This window comes from Ferdinandcohnia sp. QZ13, from assembly GCF_031324165.1.
Lineage (GTDB): Bacteria > Bacillota > Bacilli > Bacillales > Bacillaceae_L > Ferdinandcohnia.
The window spans coordinates 428,448-452,404 of record NZ_JAVIVW010000015.1 but is presented as its reverse complement, the minus strand read 5'-3'; the positions used below and the strand labels follow the sequence as shown (position 1 = coordinate 452,404).

General features: G+C 38.2%; 22 protein-coding genes. 19 read left to right on the top strand and 3 right to left on the bottom strand.

Annotated elements, in window-relative coordinates:
* Positions 1 to 45: 45 nt before the first annotated feature.
* A complete protein-coding gene (locus tag RGU12_RS15980; protein WP_116351544.1) occupies positions 46 to 180 on the bottom strand; it encodes a YqzM family protein in 135 nt (44 codons plus the stop codon).
* A 511-nt stretch (positions 181 to 691) separates the two neighbouring features.
* Here RGU12_RS15980 and holA point away from each other — a divergent pair.
* Positions 692 to 1,708, top strand: coding sequence for a DNA polymerase III subunit delta (gene holA / locus RGU12_RS15975; protein WP_309536951.1), 1,017 nt, complete (start codon positions 692 to 694; stop codon positions 1,706 to 1,708).
* Between the two features lie 166 nt (positions 1,709 to 1,874).
* Here holA and rpsT read toward each other — a convergent pair whose 3' ends face one another.
* On the bottom strand, positions 1,875 to 2,141 hold the full coding sequence (gene rpsT / locus RGU12_RS15970) for a 30S ribosomal protein S20 (protein WP_309536950.1): 267 nt from the start codon (positions 2,139 to 2,141) through the stop codon (positions 1,875 to 1,877).
* Positions 2,142 to 2,387: 246 nt separating this feature from the next.
* On the opposite strand from rpsT, the gene gpr reads away from it, so the two are divergent.
* The 13 genes from gpr (at position 2,388) to deoC (ending at position 17,979) form a co-directional block, all read left to right on the top strand.
* Positions 2,388 to 3,515, top strand: a complete 1,128-nt coding sequence (gene gpr / locus RGU12_RS15965; protein ID WP_309536949.1) for a GPR endopeptidase — start codon at positions 2,388 to 2,390, stop codon at positions 3,513 to 3,515.
* Between the two features lie 87 nt (positions 3,516 to 3,602).
* Positions 3,603 to 4,799 (top strand): stage II sporulation protein P, encoded by a 1,197-nt coding sequence (gene spoIIP / locus RGU12_RS15960; RefSeq protein ID WP_309536948.1) that lies wholly within the window; start codon positions 3,603 to 3,605, stop codon positions 4,797 to 4,799.
* Positions 4,800 to 4,818: 19 nt separating this feature from the next.
* Positions 4,819 to 5,172 (top strand): YqxA family protein, encoded by a 354-nt coding sequence (locus tag RGU12_RS15955; protein ID WP_309536947.1) that lies wholly within the window; start codon positions 4,819 to 4,821, stop codon positions 5,170 to 5,172.
* 343 nt (positions 5,173 to 5,515) lie between these two features.
* Entirely contained in the window at positions 5,516 to 7,339 is a 1,824-nt protein-coding gene (gene lepA / locus RGU12_RS15950; protein WP_309536946.1) for a translation elongation factor 4, read from the top strand.
* A gap of 56 nt (positions 7,340 to 7,395) precedes the next feature.
* A complete protein-coding gene (gene hemW / locus RGU12_RS15945) occupies positions 7,396 to 8,532 on the top strand; it encodes a radical SAM family heme chaperone HemW (protein ID WP_309536945.1) in 1,137 nt (378 codons plus the stop codon).
* A gap of 100 nt (positions 8,533 to 8,632) precedes the next feature.
* The gene (gene hrcA, locus RGU12_RS15940) at positions 8,633 to 9,664 is read left to right on the top strand and encodes a heat-inducible transcriptional repressor HrcA (RefSeq protein WP_309536944.1); all 1,032 of its coding nucleotides are present in this window, start codon (positions 8,633 to 8,635) and stop codon (positions 9,662 to 9,664) included.
* Between the two features lie 100 nt (positions 9,665 to 9,764).
* Entirely contained in the window at positions 9,765 to 10,361 is a 597-nt protein-coding gene (grpE, locus tag RGU12_RS15935) for a nucleotide exchange factor GrpE (protein WP_396232372.1), read from the top strand.
* 35 nt (positions 10,362 to 10,396) lie between these two features.
* Positions 10,397 to 12,235, top strand: a complete 1,839-nt coding sequence (dnaK, locus tag RGU12_RS15930) for a molecular chaperone DnaK (RefSeq protein ID WP_309536943.1) — start codon at positions 10,397 to 10,399, stop codon at positions 12,233 to 12,235.
* Between the two features lie 508 nt (positions 12,236 to 12,743).
* Positions 12,744 to 13,874, top strand: coding sequence for a molecular chaperone DnaJ (gene dnaJ / locus RGU12_RS15925; RefSeq protein ID WP_309536942.1), 1,131 nt, complete (start codon positions 12,744 to 12,746; stop codon positions 13,872 to 13,874).
* Between the two features lie 206 nt (positions 13,875 to 14,080).
* Positions 14,081 to 15,025, top strand: coding sequence for a 50S ribosomal protein L11 methyltransferase (prmA, locus tag RGU12_RS15920; RefSeq protein ID WP_309536941.1), 945 nt, complete (start codon positions 14,081 to 14,083; stop codon positions 15,023 to 15,025).
* Between the two features lie 27 nt (positions 15,026 to 15,052).
* Complete coding sequence (locus RGU12_RS15915; protein ID WP_309536940.1) at positions 15,053 to 15,796, top strand: 16S rRNA (uracil(1498)-N(3))-methyltransferase; 744 nt, start codon at positions 15,053 to 15,055, stop codon at positions 15,794 to 15,796.
* Between the two features lie 5 nt (positions 15,797 to 15,801).
* Complete coding sequence (mtaB, locus tag RGU12_RS15910) at positions 15,802 to 17,163, top strand: tRNA (N(6)-L-threonylcarbamoyladenosine(37)-C(2))-methylthiotransferase MtaB (protein WP_309536939.1); 1,362 nt, start codon at positions 15,802 to 15,804, stop codon at positions 17,161 to 17,163.
* 147 nt (positions 17,164 to 17,310) lie between these two features.
* Complete coding sequence (gene deoC, locus RGU12_RS15905; RefSeq protein WP_309536938.1) at positions 17,311 to 17,979, top strand: deoxyribose-phosphate aldolase; 669 nt, start codon at positions 17,311 to 17,313, stop codon at positions 17,977 to 17,979.
* 36 nt (positions 17,980 to 18,015) lie between these two features.
* Here the strand turns inward: deoC and RGU12_RS15900 are convergent, their stop codons facing one another.
* Positions 18,016 to 18,942, bottom strand: coding sequence for a Na/Pi symporter (locus tag RGU12_RS15900; protein WP_309536937.1), 927 nt, complete (start codon positions 18,940 to 18,942; stop codon positions 18,016 to 18,018).
* A gap of 343 nt (positions 18,943 to 19,285) precedes the next feature.
* Here RGU12_RS15900 and rpsU point away from each other — a divergent pair, with 343 nt between their 5' ends.
* The 5 genes from rpsU to floA all read left to right on the top strand — a co-directional run bounded on the left by rpsU (position 19,286) and on the right by floA (position 23,953).
* Positions 19,286 to 19,459, top strand: a complete 174-nt coding sequence (gene rpsU, locus RGU12_RS15895; protein WP_010678174.1) for a 30S ribosomal protein S21 — start codon at positions 19,286 to 19,288, stop codon at positions 19,457 to 19,459.
* Between the two features lie 16 nt (positions 19,460 to 19,475).
* Positions 19,476 to 19,922: a GatB/YqeY domain-containing protein gene (locus RGU12_RS15890; protein WP_309536936.1), complete on the top strand. Its 447-nt coding sequence runs from the start codon at positions 19,476 to 19,478 to the stop codon at positions 19,920 to 19,922.
* A gap of 159 nt (positions 19,923 to 20,081) precedes the next feature.
* A complete protein-coding gene (locus RGU12_RS15885) occupies positions 20,082 to 21,296 on the top strand; it encodes an ISL3 family transposase (RefSeq protein WP_309534391.1) in 1,215 nt (404 codons plus the stop codon).
* Between the two features lie 314 nt (positions 21,297 to 21,610).
* On the top strand, positions 21,611 to 22,942 hold the full coding sequence (locus RGU12_RS15880) for an NfeD family protein (protein ID WP_309536935.1): 1,332 nt from the start codon (positions 21,611 to 21,613) through the stop codon (positions 22,940 to 22,942).
* 21 nt (positions 22,943 to 22,963) lie between these two features.
* A complete protein-coding gene (floA, locus tag RGU12_RS15875) occupies positions 22,964 to 23,953 on the top strand; it encodes a flotillin-like protein FloA (RefSeq protein ID WP_116351524.1) in 990 nt (329 codons plus the stop codon).
* Positions 23,954 to 23,957 lie beyond the last annotated feature (4 nt).

Here is a 23,957-nt window from a genome sequence, read left to right as displayed (position 1 = left end):
AACAAAAAGGGCAGTCTCTATTTGACAGTATGTATTCTGTCGGTATTAAGCTCCGATAACCTTAATTAAAGTTGCGATAATGAAAATTGTAGCGAAGAAGCCAAAGGATACAACGAATGCTACTCCAGCATCTACAACGTCATTTCGTGTGTTTTTAATATTCTTTTCAAATTCGTTCACGCCTAACCCCTCCTAAACAGTTATAGTATAGCCTAACTATCCAAAAAAATCTAGATTTCCTTGAAAAATTGGTTTCGTTTTACAAAAACAAAACTTAAGAAAATGAAAACCCTTTTTCCCCTATTATCCGATACTCTTCCTTTATTAACAACACTTGTCACAAATAGTTCAAAAAAGAACGCGTAACCTAATAATACATAAGCAAACGTCTCTGTAACGATTCTAAAAAAGATTATCATTACTCGACAAGTTTCCCGGGGCTTGTTTGGTAATGTTTCATATAGATTGGGAATTGGCAAAGACCAATTCCCTTTACTTTATTCAGCTGGAGCTGAATAAAGTAAAGACCTCCGGCGGATGCCACAGATTTTTAAAGGAAAGTTTTCGAGCGTGCTCGAAAAAAATCTGGGCGCAAATACGCCAAGCGTATTTGATTTTCATATTGATAATTTTGTGATTTCCCGATACGATTAAATAGATAGTTGAAGGCTTACAGTGGAGAGGAATACGAATGAATTTAGAGCTTTGGAAAAAAATTAAGAAAAAACAATTTTCACCAATTTATCTATTGCATGGATCTGAAAACTTTTTAATCCAGGAGACAAAGGAATTACTTATTAAATATAGTATTGAAGAGGAAGAAAAGGATTTTAATTTATCAGTGTTTGATTTAGAGGAAACACCAGTTGAAATTGCTTTAGCTGATGCGGAAACACTTCCGTTTATGGGAGAGAGACGGCTTGTTATTTTACAAAATCCTTCATTCTTAACGTCCGAGAAAAATAAGGACAAAGTTGAACATAATGTTTCAGTCCTTGAGCATTATTTAAAAAGCCCTGCACCATTTACAATTCTAGTGTTCACGGCACCTTACGAAAAGTTGGATGAACGGAAAAAAATCGTTAAGCTACTAAAAACGAATGCGGAAGTCTTAACTGTTAATACTTTATCTGAAAAGGATTTACATACTTGGATTGCCGATCGCACAAACCAGCATGAGGTCACCATCCGACCTTCAGCGATACAAGAGCTTCTGCAGGTCGCCGGGACGAATCTCATGAACATTACACAGGAAATAGATAAAATGTGTTTATATCTTGGGAAGAATGGTGAGATTACGGAGGAAACGGTTCAATTGCTTGTACCACGTTCCTTGGAGCAAAATATTTTTTCGCTTATTGATAAGGTAGTGAATCGTAAACTTGATGAGGCGCTACGTATCTTTTATGATCTCTTGCAAAATAATGAAGAGCCAATCAAAATTTTATCTTTACTGGCTACGCAATTTAGATTGATTTTTCAGGTGAAGGAGCTTTCTAGACAAGGGTATGGTCAGCAGCAAATTGCAGGGAATTTAAAGGTCCATCCATTTCGTGTCAAGCTTGCGGGTGGACAATCCAATTTATTCACACAAGAAGAGCTTCTTCATATTATGAACCAGCTTGCTGAAGCAGATTATGAAATGAAAAACGGTAAAATGGATAAAAAATTAATATTGGAATTATTTATTATGAAATTGGCCAAATAAAAGGGAAAAGCGCAAGGTGCGCAGCCTTAGGCGACAAGCATAAGACGAGCGCTGACAGAAGGCGCTTTTTGCCTTCCAAATCGATTGGCTTTGACCAGAGAGCCAATGGCGCATGGAGCTAGAAAATCCTAATAAAAAAAACGACTCAATTCGAGTCGTTTATTTATTATGCGTTAACTTCGTTAAGTTTTTTAGCTAGACGAGATTTTTGACGGTCAGCAACATTCTTATGGATAAGACCTTTACGAGCCGCTTTGTCAAGTTTGCTTGAAGCAGTAAGGAATGCTGCTTTTGCATTTTCTGCGTCGTTGTTAGCAACTGAAGCTTCAAAGTTTTTTACAGCAGTACGCATTGCAGACTTAATAGTTGCGTTATGAGCACGGCTTTCATCATTTGTTTTTACACGTTTGATAGCTGATTTAATATTTGGCATACTTTCACCTCCTGCGAATATCAAGATGATCTACACGTTCAACCATTTGCGATACTGGAAATCCTCTTTCCCTCGCTAAATGAACAGAATACAGTCTTTGATACTCTGATGTTACAACAAAAGTTATTCTATCAAATTGACTGTGATAATGCAATACCAATCTAATTTCCACTTGATAAAAATTGCATGAACCTCATTTTTGCGGGTAAAGCTATACATACTATGTAAAAAATGGAGGTAATAGGATTGGGAGAACAACTAGATTTAACAAAATATTCAGTTCGAACTGATTTAGCTATTGAAGCAAGTGCAATGGCTGTTGAGGAACGCAATAAATCTTTAACAGATAATCAACCTGAAGTTTCAGAAATTGAGGGTGTCATTATAAAGGAAAGACAGGAGGATGGCATTACCATTTCAACTGTTGAAATTACCGATGAAGGTGCAAATGCAATAGGAAAGAAAAAAGGAAACTACCTAACATTAGAAGTTCAGGGAATCCGTCAAAAAGATTCAGAGCTCCAACAAAAGGTACAAGCAGTATTTGCAAAAGAGTTTAGTCATTTCCTCTCAAATCTAAATATCGGGAAGGAAGCTAGCTGCCTTGTTGTTGGCTTAGGGAATTGGAATGTTACACCAGATGCACTTGGGCCAATGGCGGTTGAAAATTTAGTTATTACAAGACATCTCTTTCAACTTCAGCCGGAAAATGTTCAGGATGGATTTCGTTCTGTAAGTGCAATTGCCCCTGGAGTGATGGGATTAACTGGAATTGAAACAAGCGACATTATATTTGGTGTGATAGAAAAATCAAAACCTGATTTTGTTATCGCGATAGATGCACTGGCAGCTCGTTCGGTAGAGCGTGTGAACTCAACCATTCAAATATCAGACACAGGGATCCATCCAGGCTCTGGTGTTGGAAATAAACGAAAGGAATTGAGTAAAGAGACTCTTGGTATTCCTGTTATCGCCATTGGAATACCAACTGTAGTGGACGCTGTTTCGATTACAAGTGATGCGATTGACTTTATTTTAAAGCATTTTGGTAGAGAGCTGAAGGAAGGAGATAAGCCTTCACGTGCTCTAATTCCTGCTGGAATGAGCTTTGGTGAAAAAAAGGTATTAACAGATGATGACCTTCCAGGAGAACAAGAACGAAATACATTCTTAGGAATTGTCGGAACTCTACCAGATGATGAAAAAAGAAAACTAATACATGAAGTGTTGGCGCCGCTTGGCCATAATTTGATGGTCACCCCAAAAGAAGTCGATGTCTTTATTGAGGATATGGCAAATGTAATTGCGGGGGGACTAAACACAGCATTACACGGTGAAATCGAACAGGATAACTCAGGGGCTTATACACATTAAAAAAAGATAGTGAAATCTATCAAATAAGTTCTACTAACTCAATTTTGTACATATCAATATGATAGACAAACATTGAGGAGGTAGAATATGAAAAGTTTTCGGACCCAAGGAATGATGATCTCCATTCAAGGAACTAGCATAGTAAAAGGGATTCTATTCCTCATTTTTAGTTTTATTTTATTATTTACAATTACGGGAGCAATTGTCTCTCTTAAACCAGAGTATAGAATCAGTTCTTCTTCTATCAATAATGTAGCAACAAATCTTTCTGGAGAAGCTCTCGTTCACTTATTAGGGTATGAAAATCATTATTTCGTCCAAGGTCTACCTGAATCTACAACGAAGCCAGATTACCTGGGCGCCGTATTTAAAGCAGCCACCAATTTAACTTTGGATGATCCCCGAAGTTTTTTAGGTAGAGAACTTCCGGGGTTCTCTATATTTGATGGCAAGATACTAGTAGCGGGTGAGGGAACGAACTATACCAATATGCCAATAGAATCTCCACCGCCTTTAGATGTTTTATTAGATGAAAGGCAAATAGCCACTCAAAATGTTGAGCAAGCTGAAAAGCCTACTGAACCAGTGCCGCCGCCAACGATGACGACTGGTGATAAAAAAGTAGCCTTTATCTATCACACACACTCTTCGGAAAGCTATTTTCCACATCTAAAAGGAGTCGATACATCTAATGCAGATAATGCCCGACATCCGACAGTAAATGTTACAAAGGTCGGTGAAATGCTGAGTCAAGAGTTAGAGGCAAGAGGAATTGGTACAGATGTTGATCAAACGAATATGGACCAATATATAAAACAAAAGGGGTACAATTGGTACCAATCATATAAAGCATCTGGAGAATTGGTAACAAGCGCAATGGCAAGCAATCAGGATTTAACATATTTAATTGATATACATCGGGACGCACATCGAAAGGATACAACAACTGTCACAATCAATGGAGAATCTTATGCAAAAATAGCCTTTATTGTAGGGACTGAAAATAAAAAACTACAACAAAATATTAAAATTGCTTCAGACTTACATGAAATGTTGAAGAAAAAATACCCTGGTCTAAGCCGCGGGGTTATACAGCAAGGTGGTCCTGGCAATAATGGGGTATATAACCAAGACAAATCAGGAAATGCCATGCTAATTGAATTTGGTGGAGTCGATAATAATTTCGAAGAATTGCGCCGAACTGCGGCAGCCATAGCAGATGTCCTCGCAGAATATTACTGGCAGGCTGAAAAAGTAAATGCAAATGAAACAAATAAAGAATAGGTAAGAGGGAGCAATTCCAATGGTTAAATTCATGATGAAATGTTTCTTGATTGTGACTGTTCTTCTTCTAGGTGTTTTGATCGGCATGCAGCAAGCAAATGAAGGGATGAAGAAAATGAGGGGGTATAATGACCCCTCTCTTCAAGGTGCCTTTCATATTACTGATGATAACGGGGAAGTAGAAGCATCTGTTTTAGGGCGAAAGGTAACCAGTCATGATATAGAACAAAAACAAAAACAATTAGAGGACGTAGAAGCCTTTAACCTTTTTTCAAGCATAGGTGAAAAGTTAGGAAACGGAATAAGTGCTCTTTTTGAAAAAATCATGATTGCCATTGGAAACGGAATCGGAAGTTTACTCGATAAAATTTAGGGGGAGCTTGCTAGGAATATATAAAGCAAGCTCTTTTTTCTATATATGGTCGTTTTTTCTTAATTGAATGTGACAAAAGAGTTCTGTATAATCTAATCTAGTGAATTCTATAAATTTATAGTAAGATAACATATACGATTAAGTTATATTGTTCAGCTCCAGCGCCTAGGCCCTCGAGGTCGCTTCACCCCTCCTGTGGCGGCACAGCCTCCTCGTTAGGGTTCCAGGGCTAGTCGGACTTGCACAGGAAGGGCTGACGTCTACGTTTGCCACAGGACGTGGCAGCACTTAGTAGACGATCGCTAATTAGGCGCTTGAGCTTTTCGTATCAGGAGGATTTTGAATGAACCAAGAAGAGAGACGTAACAGACAATCTAGAATCCGGAATTTTTCAATCATTGCTCACATAGACCACGGTAAATCAACATTGGCTGACCGCATCCTTGAAAAAACAAATGCGTTAACCCATCGTGAAATGAAAGAGCAATTGCTAGACTCCATGGACCTAGAAAGAGAACGTGGTATAACAATTAAACTAAATGCTGTGCAATTAAAATTTAAAGCGAAAGATGGGGAGGAATATATATTCCACCTAATTGATACCCCAGGGCATGTTGACTTTACATACGAAGTTTCTCGTAGTTTAGCGGCATGTGAAGGTGCAGTACTTGTAGTCGACGCTGCACAGGGAATTGAAGCACAAACTTTAGCAAACGTGTACCTAGCTTTAGATAATGACCTGGAAATTTTACCGGTTATTAATAAAATCGACTTGCCAAGTGCGGACCCAGAGCGAGTAAGGCAAGAAATTGAAGATGTAATTGGACTTGATGCCTCAGAAGCAGTTCTTGCATCTGCCAAAGCAGGAATTGGGATAGAAGATATATTGGAACAGGTAGTTGATAAGGTACCTGCACCGCAGGGTGACCCAGAAGCGCCATTACAGGCACTCATTTTTGACTCTGTATATGACCCATACCGTGGCGTAGTTGCTTATATTCGTATCGTCGAAGGTACTGTTAAGCCTGGAGACAAAATTAAAATGATGGCAACGGGTAAGGAATTTGAAGTAATTGAAGTAGGTGTGTTCACACCACGTGCAACTTTACAAGATGAACTAACAGTTGGTGATGTTGGATTTTTAACAGCATCGATCAAGCATGTTGGTGATACACGTGTCGGTGATACCATTACTAATGCTAAAAATGGTGTAACAACACCATTACCAGGTTATCGTCGTCTAAATCCGATGGTTTACTGTGGACTATATCCAATCGATACAGCAAAATATAATGATTTACGTGAAGCGTTGGAAAAACTTGAATTGAATGATGCTGCCCTGCAATTCGAACCGGAAACTTCCCAGGCGCTCGGCTTTGGTTTCCGATGTGGATTTTTAGGCCTATTGCATATGGAAATTATTCAAGAAAGAATCGAAAGAGAATTTAAAATCGATTTAATTACAACGGCACCAAGCGTTATTTATGATGTTTTTCTAACGGATGGAACAGATTTGAAAATTGATAACCCGTCTGATATGCCTGATCCACAAAAAATTGATAGAATTGAAGAGCCTTACGTGAAAGCGACCATGATGGTGCCAAACGATTATGTTGGAGCTGTTATGGAGCTATGCCAAGGTAAACGTGGTATTTTTATCGATATGCAGTACCTTGATGAAAAGCGCGTTAGCATCGTTTATGAAATTCCGCTTGCGGAAATTGTATATGATTTCTTTGACCAATTAAAATCAAGTACAAAGGGCTATGCTTCATTTGACTACGAGTTAATTGGCTATAAGCCATCTAAGCTTGTAAAAATGGATATCCTATTAAATGCTGAAAAAGTAGACGCACTTTCCTTCATCGTTCATAAGGATACAGCATATGAACGTGGAAAAATAATTGTTGAGAAACTAAAGGAACTTATTCCAAGACAGCAATTTGAGGTACCTGTTCAGGCAGCGATTGGGCAAAAGATTATAGCACGTTCAACTATTAAAGCAATTCGTAAAAATGTGTTAGCCAAATGTTATGGTGGGGACATTTCCCGTAAGCGTAAGCTTCTTGAAAAACAAAAAGAAGGTAAGAAACGAATGAAGCAAGTAGGCTCAGTCGAAGTACCTCAAGAAGCATTCATGGCAGTATTAAAAATGGACGACAAATAAATTAAAGATACCGCAGATCTTTCTGCGGTTTTCTCTATTTCGAAAGAAGTGATTTTTTGGTACAAGCAGCATACCTTCACATCCCTTTTTGTGAACAGATTTGTCACTATTGTGACTTCAATAAAGTATTTCTAAAAGGACAACCAGTTGATGAATATCTTCAATACATGGATACTGAACTGAAACATACAATTGGAGCGTTTCCACCTTCATCTCTTAAATCCATATTTGTTGGTGGGGGAACGCCAACCGTTCTTACTGTTAACCAACTAGAACTATTCCTATCTAGTATTAACAATTATTTAACACCTCGAAGCAAGACATTCGAATTTACATTTGAAGCGAATCCGGGTGATCTTACAGAGGATAAATTAAAACTAATGTTAGACTCGGGTGTCAATCGAATTAGTTTTGGTGTTCAAACCTTTGATGATGAGCTCCTTAAAGCAATTGGTAGAACCCATCGCCGTGAAGATGTATTTCATACGATCGAATTGGCAAAACAGGTAGGTTTTAAAAACATAAGCATTGATCTAATGTATGCTCTCCCGCATCAAACAATCGAAAGTTTTCAGGAATCACTCGATATGGCTTTCTCCCTGGATGTAGAGCATGTTTCCGCATACTCACTCATTATTGAACCTAAAACGGTGTTCTATAACTTGATGAGAAAGGGTAAACTCCATTTACCTAGCCAAGAAAACGAGGCAAAAATGTATGAAATTTTAATGGAAGAAATGGAAAAACACGGGTTCCACCAATATGAAATCAGTAATTTTTCAAAAGTAGGTTTCGAAAGTCGCCATAATTTAACCTATTGGAATAATGAAGAATATTATGGGATTGGTGCTGGTGCACATAGCTATGTTTCAGGAAAAAGAATATCAAATGCCGGTCCAATAAAAAAATATATGTCAGCAATTGACGAACATGGTTTTCCTTATGTCGAAACACATTCAGTAACTTTACAAGAAAAAATGGAAGAAGAACTATTTTTAGGTCTGCGCAAAACAAAAGGAGTTTCGATCTCCCATTTTCAAGAAAAGTTTTCTGTAAGTATTTATGATGTTTTTGCAAGCCAAATTAAGGAACAAAAGGAAAAAGCGCTGCTTGAGGAAAAAGATGATTTTATTCGACTAACACATAAAGGGAAATTTCTTGGAAATGAAGTGTTTCAAGCATTTTTGATTTAAAATGAATATGTTTAAATCATTGACAATGACACATGTATTTGGTAATTTAATTATAGAATTAGCACTCGTTAAATCAGAGTGCTAACAGAGGTGATGTTCCTTGCTAACAGATCGTCAACTATTGATTCTTCAAGTAATAATTGATGACTTTATTAGATCTGCACAGCCAGTAGGGTCAAGAACATTGTCGAAAAAGGATGGGATTGTGTTTAGCTCAGCAACTATTCGCAATGAGATGGCAGATCTAGAAGAACTAGGATTTATTGAGAAAACCCACAGCTCATCTGGTAGAGTTCCATCCGAACAAGGTTATCGATACTATGTGGATCATTTGTTATCTCCAAGCCAGTTAACCTTTAAGGAAAAGCAAGAATTAAAGTCAATTTTTGCAGAGAGGATTTATGAGCTCGAAAAAATTGTACAAAAATCTGCACAGATTTTATCGGATCTAACCAACTATACTGCAATCGTATTAGGTCCAGCCTTTAAAGAAAATAAAGTGAAAAGGCTGCAAATTGTTCCGATTAATAATGAAACAGCTGTTGCTATTATCGTTACGGATAATGGATATGTGGAAAATCGAACAATTTCATTTCCTGATTCAATCGACCCAAGCGATATCGAAAAAATGGTCAACATTTTAAACGAGCGACTTATAGGTGTTCCGCTAACCGACCTAAAAAACAAAATTTATAAAGAGGTTGCAACCCTTTTAAAAACCAATATTCGAAACTATGATGCAGTCTTAAATGTTTTGGACAAAACACTTACCCTTAAAACGGAAGAAAAAATGTATATTGGTGGAAAAACAAATATGTTAAGTCAACCCGAGTTCCATGACATTGACAAAGTTCGATCATTATTAACAATGATTGAAAGTGAGCATGAATTTTCGAGGTTGTTACGTTCGGATAAAGCAGGAATAAATATTAAGATTGGTCACGAAAACAACAATATTGCGATGAATGATTGTAGCTTAATAACTGCAACTTATTCCATAGGTAATGAACATCTTGGGTCTATTGCTATTTTAGGACCTACAAGAATGGAGTATTCACGTGTTATCACTTTGTTGCAGCATATAAGTCAAGATTTTTCAAAGGTCCTGACGAAACTGTATCAAATTGAATAGCAGTGGTCATATTTAGTAGGGGGAGATATCTTCCCTCTAATACATATACTAAGCTAAGTATTATACGAAGTGAGATTTCACTTTAAGGGAGGTGAGTGTATTGGCTAACGAGAATGAAGTAGTGAAAGAAGAAATTGAAGTAGAAGAAGCAAACGTAGATAATGATGTGGTAGAAACGATTGAACAGGCTGAAGCAGAGTTAGTAGAAGAACAAGAAAATGATGTGAATGCCGAACTTTCGAAAGCCAATGAAAAAATCGCAGAACTTGAGGCTAAGCTAGAAGAGGCAGAAAATCGCATTTTGCGTCAGGTTGCCGACTTTGAAAACTTTAAGAGACGTGCTCGCTTAGATCAAGAAACAGCTGCTACATATAGAGCTCAAAGTCTTGTAAATGATTTGTTGCCGGCTCTTGATAATTTTGAAAGAGCACTTCAAGTAGAAGCAACAAATGAACAAGCAAAATCCATTATGCAAGGCGTAGAAATGGTATACCGTAGCATTATTGATGCCCTGAAAAAAGAAGGCGTTGAAGCGATTGAAGCAGTTGGAAAACCATTTGACCCAAATGTGCATCAAGCAGTAATGCAGGTGAGTGACCCGGATGCAGAATCAAATGTGGTTCTTGAAGAGTTCCAAAAAGGATATAAACTTAAAGATAGAGTTTTACGTCCTTCAATGGTTAAAGTAAACGAGTAATTTCAAAGTTTTGTACAAATTAAGGAGGAATTTCCATGAGTAAAATCATTGGTATAGATTTAGGTACAACAAACTCATGTGTTGCTGTTATGGAGGGTGGAGAAGCAAAAGTTATTCCAAACCCAGAAGGTAACCGCACAACTCCATCAGTTGTTTCATTTAAAAATGGAGAAAGACAAATTGGAGAGGTAGCAAAGCGTCAAGCAATTACAAACCCAAACACAATCATGTCTATCAAACGCCACATGGGAACAGATTATAAGGTTGAAATCGAAGGAAAGCCGTATACTCCTCAAGAAGTATCTGCTATTCTTCTACAATACTTCAAATCCTATGCGGAAGAATATCTTGGCGAAAAAGTAACGAAAGCTGTTATCACTGTTCCAGCATACTTTAATGATGCTGAACGTCAAGCAACAAAAGATGCTGGCCGAATTGCTGGTCTTGAAGTTGAACGTATTATCAACGAACCAACTGCAGCTGCTCTTGCATATGGTTTGGATAAAACGGATGAAGATCAAACAATCCTTGTATATGACCTTGGTGGAGGAACATTCGACGTTTCCATTCTAGAACTTGGCGACGGAGTATTCGAAGTTAAGTCAACTGCTGGTGATAACCGTCTTGGTGGGGATGACTTTGACCAAGTAATTATCGATTACTTAGTAGACCAATTCAAAAAAGAAAATGGCATTGATCTATCTAAAGATAAAATGGCATTACAACGATTAAAAGATGCTGCTGAAAAAGCGAAGAAAGATTTATCAGGTGTTACTTCAACACAAATTTCACTTCCATTTATCACAGCAGGAGAAGCAGGACCACTTCACTTAGAAGTAAACTTAACTCGTGCAAAATTTGAAGAGCTTTCAGCAGAACTTGTTGAGCGTACAATGGGACCAACTCGTCGTGCCCTTCAAGATGCTGGCCTTTCAGCAAGTGAAATCGATAAGGTAATCCTTGTTGGTGGATCAACTCGTATCCCAGCTGTTCAAGAAGCAATCAAGAAAGAAACAGGTAAGGAACCACACAAAGGGGTAAACCCTGACGAAGTTGTTGCACTAGGTGCAGCTATTCAAGGTGGAGTATTGACTGGTGATGTTAAAGACGTAGTTCTTCTAGACGTAACACCATTATCACTTGGAATCGAAACAATGGGTGGCGTATTTACTCGATTAATCGACCGTAATACAACGATTCCAACAAGTAAGTCTCAAGTATTCTCTACTGCTGCGGATAATCAAACAGCTGTTGATATCCACGTACTTCAAGGGGAACGTCAAATGGCAGCTGACAACAAAACATTAGGTCGCTTCCAATTAACGGATATTCCACCAGCTCCACGTGGAGTACCACAAATCGAAGTTACATTCGATATCGATAAAAATGGTATTGTAAATGTTCGTGCAAAAGATCTTGGTACTAACAAAGAACAAGCTATTACAATTCAATCATCTTCAGGCTTATCTGACGAAGAAGTTGATCGCATGGTTCGCGAGGCTGAAGAAAATGCAGAAGCCGACAAGAAGCGTAAAGAAGAAGTTGAACTTCGTAATGAAGCAGATCAATTAGTGTTCACAACTGAAAAAACACTAAAAGATTTAGAAGGTAAAGTAGATGCTGCTGAAGTTGAAAAAGCAAATGAAGCTAAAGAGGCATTAAAACAAGCGATCGAGAAGAATGATCTTGAAGAAATCAAAGCGAAGAAAGATGCTCTACAAGAAATCGTTCAACAGCTTTCTGTGAAACTATATGAGCAAGCTCAGCAACAAGCACAGGGCGCTCAAGGTGCACAAGGAACAGATGGCGCAAACCAAGGTAAAGACGATAATGTAGTAGACGCTGAATACGAAGAAGTAAACGACGATAAATAGAAAGGCGTAAGTGCCTTGCACAGAAATGAGAAAACTGGAGACTCCGACAAAGAGGCGTAGTTTGCCTCTGTAGGAGGAGTTGAAGTTTCTCGAGTTTCTAGGCACTGGAGCCAGACACCAATAAAAGAAATAAATGTGTGGAAAAGTCGAAGTCAGGCCTGTCTTGGCTTTGGCTTTTTTACTTTATTCAGCAGAAGTCCACTACTTCTATTTGTGGAGAAGAATGTTTTAAGAGTTATTAACTCAGCCGGGGTTCAAACCTCGGCTGAATAAAGGTAAAGCCTCCGGCGTAGACATGCGATTTTCAAAGGTAACTTTTTTAGCATAAGATCAAAGACTAAGTTCGCCACTTCCTGTGGCAACTTCTTTGTGACCCACCTCGTGTGGGCCTAAAAAATCTGAGCGCAAATACGCCAAGGCGCATTTGATTTGATAACATGTATTATTGCCATTTTATAAAAGGAAATGATACAATATTCTTTATGTGAATGATGCGGGAGTGGATTTAATGAGTAAAAGAGATTATTATGAGGTACTCGGGGTTTCGAAAAGTGCAGGCAAAGATGAAATAAAAAAGGCATATCGAAAATTATCTAAAAAATATCACCCCGATATCAATAAAGAAGCAGATGCTGCTGATAAGTTTAAAGAAATTACAGAAGCTTATGATACGTTAACAGATGATAACAAACGTGCCCATTATGACCAATTCGGACATACAGATCCAAACCAAGGCTTTGGTGGTTTTGGAGGCGGTGCTGATTTTGGCGGTGGTTTTGGTTTCGAAGACATCTTCAGTTCTATTTTTGGTGGTGGAACAAGAAGAAGAGACCCAAATGCACCTCGCCAAGGAGCAGATTTACAATACACGATGACATTACAGTTTGAAGAGGCTGTTTTTGGTAAAGTAACAGACATTGAAATCCCAAGAGAAGAAGAATGTTCAACGTGTCATGGTTCAGGTGCAAAACCTGGAACAAAACCAGAAACTTGTTCACACTGTGGCGGTTCAGGTCAAATCAATGTTGAACAGAACACCGCATTTGGGCGAATTGTAAATAGACGTGTCTGCCATCATTGTAGTGGAACAGGTAAATTTATTAAGGATAAATGTTCAACTTGTAGTGGCTCTGGAAAAGTCAAAAAACGCAAAAAAATCCATGTTAAGATTCCAGCAGGCATTGATGATGGTCAACAACTTCGTGTTGCTGGTCAGGGTGAGCCAGGTGTAAATGGTGGACCTCCAGGGGATTTATATGTTGTGTTCCATGTGCGTTCACATGAATTTTTCGAGCGTGATGGTGACGATATTTACTGTGAAATGCCTTTAACCTTTGCACAAGCTGCATTAGGTGATGAAATTGAAGTACCTACTTTGCACGGAAAGGTAAAATTAAAAATACCTGCGGGTACTCAAACTGGAACGAACTTCCGTCTGCGCGGCAAGGGTGTACCGAATGTACGAGGGTATGGTCAAGGGGACCAACATATTCGCGTTCGTGTCATTACCCCAACAAAGCTTACAGAAAAGCAAAAACAATTGCTTCGTGAGTTTACAGAAATAAGCGGTAATGAAGCTCCGGATGAACAGCATGATAATTTTTTTTCGAAAGTAAAACGAGCATTTAAAGGCGAGTAGGTCGAAATGAGGAAGCGCCTTGCCCAGAAACGGGTAATCTGGCCGACTTAAACCGCCAAATTCTATGGTGATGTCGGCATTAGCACATCCTGTGCGTTGATACTCCTATAAAGAATCGTTTTTTGATTCTATAGGAAGAATTGAAGATTCTCGAGTTTCTAGGCACTGCAACTGGACATATAGAAATAGGATTGGAGTTGGTAGAATTGAAATGGTCTGAAATTAGCATTCACACAACACAGGAGGCGGTTGAGCCGATATCAAATATTCTTCATGAAGCAGGTGCCAGTGGAGTTGTGATTGAAGATCCATTTGACCTAACAAAGGAACGTGAAAATGTGTTTGGTGAGATCTACCAACTTAATCCAGATGATTATCCTGAAGAAGGTGTTATCGTCAAAGCGTACCTTCCTATCAATAGCTTCTTAGGTGAAACAGTGGAAGAAATTAAAGAAGCCATTAACAATCTTTTGCTTTTTGATATTGATTTGGGTCATAATAAAATCACTATTAGTGAAGTTCATGAGGAAGAATGGGCTACAGCATGGAAAAAATATTATCACCCTGTAAAAATCTCGGAGAAATTCACGATTGTACCTACATGGGAAATGTATGAGCCTGTTCATAGCGATGAATTAATTATCGAGCTAGACCCTGGAATGGCTTTTGGAACAGGTACACATCCTACAACTGTTATGAGTATTCAAGCCCTAGAACGTACTGTGAAAAAAGGAGATACCATTGTCGATGTTGGGACTGGTTCAGGTGTTTTAAGCATTGCTGCTGCCATGCTTGGTGCAGGATCAATCAGGGCGCTAGATTTAGATACGGTAGCCGTTGAGAGTGCAAAACTCAACATAAAATTAAACAAAGTACATGAAGTAGTTACGGTATCACAAAACAATCTGCTTGATGATATAGAAGGACCAGTGGATCTCATTGTGGCAAATATTCTTGCTGAAATCATTGTTCGTTTTACTGACGACGCAGCAAAAATCCTAAAGCCAAATGGTGCTTTCATTGTATCTGGAATTATTAATACGAAAAAACAAGAAGTGAAGGATCGTCTTTTAGCATCTGGATTCATTATTGAGGAAGTTCTTGTAATGGAAGACTGGGTATCCATGATCGCTAGAAAGAAAAGTGAATAAAGGATTCTTGCAGGTGGTGGGAAAACGATGCAACGATATTTTGTCGATCAAATGAGTGAAACGCAGGCTGAAATTTTGGGTGAGGATGTTCACCATATAACGCGAGTCATGAGAATGTCAGTTGGAGACACCATTTTTTGTTGCTATAATGGAAGAGTAGCACTTTGTGCAATTACTGAAATTACCAATGATATGGTTTTAGCCAATGTTGTAGAATGGGTAGAGAACTCGAATGAGCTCCCCATTAAGGTTTGTATTGCAAGCGGTTTGCCGAAGGGGGACAAGCTTGAATATGTAATCCAAAAAGGGACGGAGCTTGGAGCATCTGAGTTTGTCCCTTTTGTTGCGGCTCGTTCAATTGTTAAATGGGATGAAAAGAAGGGACAAAAAAAGGTAGAACGCTGGGAGAAAATTGCAAAGGAAGCAGCAGAGCAATCACATCGTGCAATGGTTCCTAACGTGAGTAAACCTTTGTCCTATAAAGAATTATTGTCTTTTAGCAAGTCCTATACTTATAAAGTAGTAGCTTATGAAGAGGATGCAAAGCGCGGTGAAAACTCAAATCTAGCACGAGTGTTATCACAATTAAATCATGGTGAATCCCTTTTAGTTGTGATTGGACCCGAAGGTGGTCTGACTGAAAAAGAGGTAGATGCATTATTAGAAAATGATTTTATTTCCTGTAGCTTTGGTCCTCGGATTTTACGAACTGAGACAGCACCATTATACGTTTTATCAGCTGTATCATATTATTTTGAATTAGCGAGGTGACAATAATGTCATTAGTTGCATTCCATACATTAGGATGTAAAGTAAATCATTATGAAACAGAAGCCATTTGGCAACTTTTTAAAGAAAACGGCTATGAGCGTACTGAGTTTGAAAGTACTGCTGATGTGTATGTGATTAATACTTGTACTGTTACAAATACAGGAGATAAAAAGAGTAGACAGGTTATACGTAGAGCAATACGTAAAAATCCTGATGCTGTTATTTGTGTTACAGGCTGTTATGCGCAAACATCACCAGCAGAAATCATGGCAATCCCTGGCGTTGATATTGTTGTAGGCACACAGGATCGAAAGAAAATGCTTGAGTATATTGAGCAGTACAAGCAAGAGCGTACTCCGATAAATGGAGTAGGTAATATCATGAAAACACGTGTATATGAAGAACTTGATGTACCTTCTTTTACAGACCGTACCCGTGCTTCATTGAAAATCCAAGAAGGCTGTAACAATTTCTGTACCTTCTGTATTATTCCATGGGCTCGTGGTCTAATGCGTTCTCGTGATCCAGAGGAAGTAATTAAACAAGCACAACAGCTTGTAAATGCAGGGTATAAAGAGATTGTCTTAACTGGAATCCATACTGGTGGATATGGCGAGGATATGAAGGATTATAATCTAGCTGCTCTTTTACGTGACCTAGAATCTAAAGTGATTGGTCTTAAGAGAATTCGAATTTCCTCCATCGAGGCTAGCCAAATTACTGATGAAATTATAGAGGTACTTGATCAATCAACAAAAGTAGTAAGACATCTACACGTCCCATTGCAATCTGGTTCAAATACTGTGTTAAAACGTATGAGACGTAAATATACAATGGAATTCTTTGCAGAGCGTTTAACAAAACTTCGTCAGGCATTACCAGGCTTAGCGTTAACATCTGATGTTATTGTTGGATTCCCTGGTGAAACGGAAGAAGAGTTTATGGAAACTTATAATTTTGTTAAGGAACACAAATTCTCAGAATTACACGTTTTCCCATACTCTAAACGTACAGGTACTCCAGCGGCGAGAATGGAAGACCAAATTGATGAGGAAGTAAAAAATGAGCGTGTACACCGTCTTATTTCACTATCCGACCAATTGGCCAAGGAATATGCATCTAATTACGAAGGGGAAGTTTTAGAAGTTATTCCGGAGGAACTAGACAAGGACGATCCAACAAGTGGTTTATATGTTGGTTTTACGGACAATTATCTAAAAGTGAAATTCGATGCAACTGAAGATATGATTGGTAAAATCGTGAAAGTAAAAATTACGAAGGCTGGTTACCCATATAATGAGGGGCAATTTGTAAAAGTTGAAGACGATCTTCCAATTAAATCAGAAGAAGCAAGAACGACAGCGTAATAAAAATAGGATGAAAAGAAGTAATCATTTGATTAGCTTCTTTTTTTTATCGCATAATAAAACTGTTTAGGTGCTAGTCACCCACTAAAACAAATGTTATGATGTTAGAGGTACGTACAACTAAAAAAGTAAAAGGAGACATACATAATGACGAACATTGCTAAACTGATTGATCATACAGCATTAAAAGCCGATACAACGAAAGCTCAAATTGAAAAACTTTGTGCAGAGGCAAAGGAATATGGGTTCATGTCTGTTTGTGTAAACCCAACATGGGTTGAAACAGCGGCTAACCTGTTAAAAGATTCCGAAGTGAAGGTTTGTACGGTTATCGGATTTCCATTAGGCGCTAGTACACCAGAAACAAAAGCATTTGAAACAAAGGATGCTATTGAAAAAGGTGCAACAGAAGTGGATATGGTTATCAATATCGGTGCCCTTAAGGATAAAAATGACGAATTAGTTGAAAAAGACATCCGAGCAGTTGTGGAAGCGGCAAAAGGCAAAGCACTTACAAAAGTTATCATTGAAACATGTTTGCTAACAGATGAGGAGAAAGTAAGGGCGTGTGAGCTTGCCGTTAAAGCCGGTGCTGATTTTGTGAAAACATCAACAGGTTTTTCGACCGGTGGAGCAACAGTGGAAGACATTCGTTTAATGCGTAAAACTGTCGGACCAGAAATCGGAGTTAAAGCATCTGGCGGAGTTCGTGACGCTAAAGGCACTCAAGATATGATTGATGCAGGAGCTACAAGAATTGGTGCAAGTTCAGGCGTAGCAATTGTTAATGGACTAACAGGATCTTCTGATTATTAATACAGTTAAAGCTGGCTTAAAAGGCCAGCTTTTCTTTTATACAGCTCGGTGTATCTTCATAATAAATTTCGTCAAGACCCCGGCAAAAGGTAAAAACAGTAGGGAGGTAAGAACATTAAAAATTAAGCTAACATGGGCAATTTGAACATCAGGGTGCGATGTGAGCAGCATTGCAACTTGACCAAGTACATTTATGAATGGAAAAAATAAAATGACACCGAGCACATTGACCCAAATATGGGCATAGGCCGCTAACTTTGCTTCATGCCTACTCCCAAGACTCGCAATATAAGCTGTAATACATGTTCCAATATTCGCTCCAAGTAAAACGGCAATCCCCGCATTTAAAGTAAGTAACTGCTCGTTCATAAAACCCATAATGATTCCAGTTGTCGCGGTACTAGATTGGATGATAGACGTTAATATAGTCCCTACACCAACCCCAAAAATACTGCTTTCATTTGTATGTTGAAAAAAAGTATGGATAGACGGGAATTGTGAGATGGGCCTCGCAAGCTGCTCAAATCCATTCATCGCCACAAACATGCATCCTAACCCGAATAAAAAAGCACCAAAGCTAAATACCTGTTGATTACTGATAAGTAAACATAAAAAGCCTAAAATTAAAATTGGAACAATCCATTCAAAAATATCAAAGGTTATCATTTCCGCGGTAAAGGTTGTTCCGATATTGGTCCCAAGAATGATTCCAATGGATTGTCTAAAAGTTAAATAACCTGTAGCAATTAACCCTACTACAAGCACCATAACAGCAGAACTACTGTGGATAATGGCTGTAATAATCATCCCAGTTAATAATCCCTTTATTGGATTATCAGTAAAACGAATCAGCCAAACTTTTAGCTTATCTCCGGTTAGATTATAAAGGCCTGTCCTCATCACGGTCATACCGAATAGAAAGATCGCAATAAATACAGCAAATAACGATATAAGTTCAATCATGCATTTCTCACCCCTATCACATTGTATGGACAAGGATATGTGAAAATGACAACTTCAATTTTTTTAACTTAGCACGATCAGAATAAATGAAAATGTTAATTAGTTAACAAAAAAGAGGATTTAACAGGAATAACAGCAAAAAAAATTATTAAAACTAGTAGTGAAGACATGATTTCTAGTGATACGATTGTGAATTACAGTTGACCAAAAATCGTGCATATATTATAATTGCAAAGTACATGTTTATTTTTTCGACGATTTTTTTCGATCGACACTTAGAGAATGAAATAGAACATGTGTCTTAATTAGAGTTAGTGGTTGTTTTCGGAGGGAGGGAATTAGAATGTCAAAAACGGTCGTTCGTAAAAACGAATCGCTTGAAGATGCTCTTCGCCGCTTCAAAAGAACTGTATCTAAATCAGGTACGATTCAAGAAGCTAGAAAGCGCGAATTCTATGAGAAGCCTAGCGTAAAGCGTAAGAAGAAATCTGAAGCTGCTAGAAAGCGCAAATACTAAAAGAGGGTGTAGTTTTATGAGTCTTCTCGAGCGTTTAAATAATGATATGAAAACAGCGATGAAGAATAAAGAAAAAGATAGGCTATCTGTTATTCGAATGGTAAAGGCTGCTCTTCAAAATGAAGGCATTAAGCTGGGTACCAGTGAACTATCAGAGGAAGCAGAGTTAACAGTTCTTACTCGTGAACTAAAACAACGAAAAGATTCCCTCCGCGAATTTAGTAACGCTGGTCGTGAAGATCTTGTTAATAAAATTCAGACTGAAATTGAGATATTAGAGGTATACCTTCCAGAACAATTATCTGAAGAGGATCTTGTTGAGATTGTCAAAGAAACAGTACAAGAGGTCAATGCTTCTTCAAAGGCTGACATGGGCAAAGTGATGGCTGCTATCATGCCAAAGGTAAAAGGCAAGGCTGACGGTGGTCTCGTCAACAAACTTGTTCAACAGCAATTATCTTAACAAAAGCACCTTACATCGCGTAAGGTGTTTTTTCTTTGGCTCTATAATATTTGTTGGGGTTTAGAAAAAATTTGTGTGCATAAAAAAACACGCAAACTCTTCATTCTTTTATACTTGAATTGACTAGAAACAAGTGTAAAGAATGGAGTTGCGTGCAATATGGATTTTACCATGATTATTCCTGGATTAAAAGGGTCTATCCTAACCAATGTTGAAGAAGTCGGTGAAGTAGTGCGACTGTATGTTGAAATGGAACGAAAAGTAAACCGGTGCCCCAAATGTAATCAAAGAACGAATAAGGTTCATGACTATCGTGTACAAAAAATTCAACACTTAAAGTGGTTTGAAAGAAAAACTCAAATCTTTTATAAGCGTAGACGTTATGTCTGTGAGTGTGGAAAACGTTTTTCGGAGAAAAACCCTTTTGTCATGCGTTATCAGCGTACTTCAATAGAGTGGAATCAAGCAATATCGATAAAAGCGATTAAAGGAAAAACGTTCAAGGAAACGGCCGAGATCTATGGATGTTCTCCTTCAACCATCATACGTAGATTCGATCAAATATCCCGAAGCGAAATTCGTCCTGTGGAAGAGCTACCAAATGTTATAGCCATTGATGAATACAAAGGTGATACCCGGGAAGGGAAATATCAGTTAATCATTGCGGATGGGATTACAAAAGAACCGATTGATATTTTACCAAATCGCTATAAACGTACGATTAAGGACTACTTGAGAAAGCATGGATCTGGGGTTCAAATAGTCATAATGGATATGAATCATTCCTTTAAAGCAGCCGTTCAAGAGGCATTGGGTAAACCCGTTATTGTAGCTGATAGGTTTCATTTTTGTCGTTACATTTATTGGGGGCTTGATGGAGTAAGACGCCGAATACAAAATGAGTTTCATGGATACGACCGAAAAAAGTGTAAACGTATGAAACATGTATTTCATAAAGATAGCCAGCGCTTAACTAGGGATGAACGTTGGCATTTAGAGCGATACTTGGAAATGTCTAATGAACTCAGAAGAGCATATGAAATCAAAGAGGCTTATCGTTCTTGGTTTTTACGGGCCAAAGTAAATGGAAAAAGCCAGATTAGTTTGGTTAAAAAAGAATTAGAAGAATTATATAAGTTTATTGAGGATTCAAAGATACCTGAGATGATTAAAGCCATAAAGACCATACAAAATTGGCAAGTTGAAGTATTAAATAGCTTTGCCTATGAATATTCAAATGGATTTCTAGAGGGAATTAATAATTCCACCAAAGTTTTAAAGCGAAATGCTTATGGATTTAGAGTGTTTGAACGCTTTAGGGCTAAAATTTTATTAACACACAAGTATAAAAGAATAGGGGTACATATTGGTTAACCAAGTTGGGGGCATTCTCCTCAATAAAAAATGATGAATGGTACCATCCATCATTTTTTATTGAGGCCACCAAGCGAAGCGCGGTAGCCTAAAACCCCAACATTTGACTTAGAACCTTTTCTTTACGAGGAAATGATAAGCACAATGGTAAAGTGTACCCCATAACCGTCTCCTCACTAAATACATACACGCATATAGGTAACTATTACCAACAAAAAGTTTACATAAAAACATGAAATATATGAAACCTGGTGCACATGTCAAACGTATTACATACTATCATGACGAAAAATGAATAGAGAGGGGGGAATGCCTTGAAAAAGTGGAGAGTCCTTTTATATCTTTCCATTATTCTCTTGCCGTTCATTCTCACACTAATGCCAATTAAGAGCTCCAGTGCTGCAGACCAAGTGGTGTACATCATACCATTAGAAGAAACAGTCGAAAAAGGATTAAGTGCTTTTATCGACCGATCTATTACAGACGCTGAGAATAAAGGAGCAGACGTTATCATTTTTGAAATCAATACCCCTGGTGGGGCAGTTGATGCAGCAACAAAAATCGGTAAACGAATCCAAGAATCAACTATTCCTACAGTAGCATATGTCAATAACGATGCTATCTCAGCGGGTGCTTTTATTGCGTTAAATGCTGATAAAATCTATATGTCTGATAATGGTAGAATGGGAGCAGCTGGGATTATTGACCAAGCAGGGAATACGGCAGATGAAAAAGCTGTTTCCTACTGGTTGTCAGCCATGAAAGGTGCTGCTGAAAACAATGGTCGTGATCCAATATATGCTTTAGCGATGGCAGACAAAGAGATTGATCTCCCAGAGCTAGGTGCAGAAAAAGGGAAATTCCTTACCTTAACAGCCAAACAGGCACTTCAAGTAGGTTATGCTGAAGGGGTTGTAAAGGATAGAGCGGATTTATTAAAGACACTAGGCTTCGAAAAAGCTGCTGTTGAACAAGCTGAACTTAGCCTTGCTGAAAAAATCGCACGCTTTATTACAAATCCAATTGTTGTTTCGATTCTTTTAACGATTGGAAGTTTAGGATTAGTTGTTGAACTATACTCTCCTGGTTTTGGTATTCCTGGTATAATGGGGATATCAGCGCTGTTACTCTTTTTCTATGGGCATTTAGTAGCAGGACTAGCAGGTCTGGAGTCCATTATTCTTTTTGTAGTAGGAATTGTTTTAATTTTACTGGAGTTTGTTTTACCTGGGGGGATAATAGGCTTGATTGGATTAGGAGCAATTTTAACGAGCTTTTTCTTAGCAGGGAGCAGTATGATGGTAATTAGCATTTCACTATTAGTAGCCTTAGTAGCTACAATTGTAGTATCGATTATTTTAGTGAAAATATTTGGGAAGAAACTTCATGTATTTAAAAAGATTATCCTTTTTGATTCTACCAATTCTGAGAGTGGGTATGTTTCAAATAAAAACCGTGATGATTTAATTGGAAAACAAGGTATTGCCTTAACAACATTGAGACCTTCTGGTACTGCCATCATCAATGATGAAAGACTAGATGTTGTCACACAGGGTAACTACATTGAAAGAAATACCAGAGTAGAAGTTATTAAAACAGAAGGTTCTCGAATCGTTGTTCGGGAAGTTCCTGATATTAATAAATAAAAACAAGTAGGAGGAAAAAGAATGCCAACAGGTATGATCACCATTTTAATCTTAGTTGCACTTGCTATTATCTTACTAGCTGTACTATTTACATTTGTGCCAGTTGCACTATGGATTTCAGCACTGGCTGCTGGTGTCCGTGTAAGTATCTTTACACTAATCGGGATGAGGTTACGTCGGGTTATCCCGAACCGTGTCATTATTCCGTTAATTAAGGCTCAAAAAGCAGGATTACAACTTCATACAAACCAGCTGGAAAGTCATTATTTAGCAGGTGGTAATGTTGACCGAGTTGTAAATGCGTTAATCGCAGCACAACGTGCAAACATTGATTTAACATTTGAAAGAGCAGCTGCAATCGACTTAGCAGGGCGTGACGTGTTAGAAGCTGTGCAAATGAGTGTTAACCCTAAGGTTATCGAAACGCCGTTTATTTCAGGTGTTGCGATGGATGGAATTGAAGTAAAAGCAAAAACGCGTATCACCGTTCGTGCCAATATTGATCGTTTAGTCGGGGGTGCAGGGGAAGAAACTGTTATTGCCCGTGTAGGTGAGGGTATTGTAAGTACAATCGGTTCTCAAACGGACCATAAAAAGGTTCTTGAAAATCCTGATATGATATCTCAAACCGTTTTAGCAAAAGGGCTAGATGCAGGTACTGCATTTGAAATCCTATCTATTGATATTGCAGATATTGATATCGGTAGAAATATAGGTGCCGTGCTTCAAACAGACCAAGCTGAAGCTGACAAGAAAATTGCCCAAGCGAAGGCTGAAGAACGCCGTGCAATGGCGGTTGCTAGTGAACAAGAAATGCGCGCTCGTGTAGAAGAAATGAAAGCGAAGGTTGTGGAAGCCGAGGCTGAAGTACCTTTAGCAATGGCAGAAGCATTACGTTCTGGTAACCTTGGTGTACTTGATTATACAAATCTAAAAAATATCATGGCTGACACTGATATGAGAAATTCTATTGGTAAAAGCACACTTACCGATGATGAAGATCAAAAATAATAAT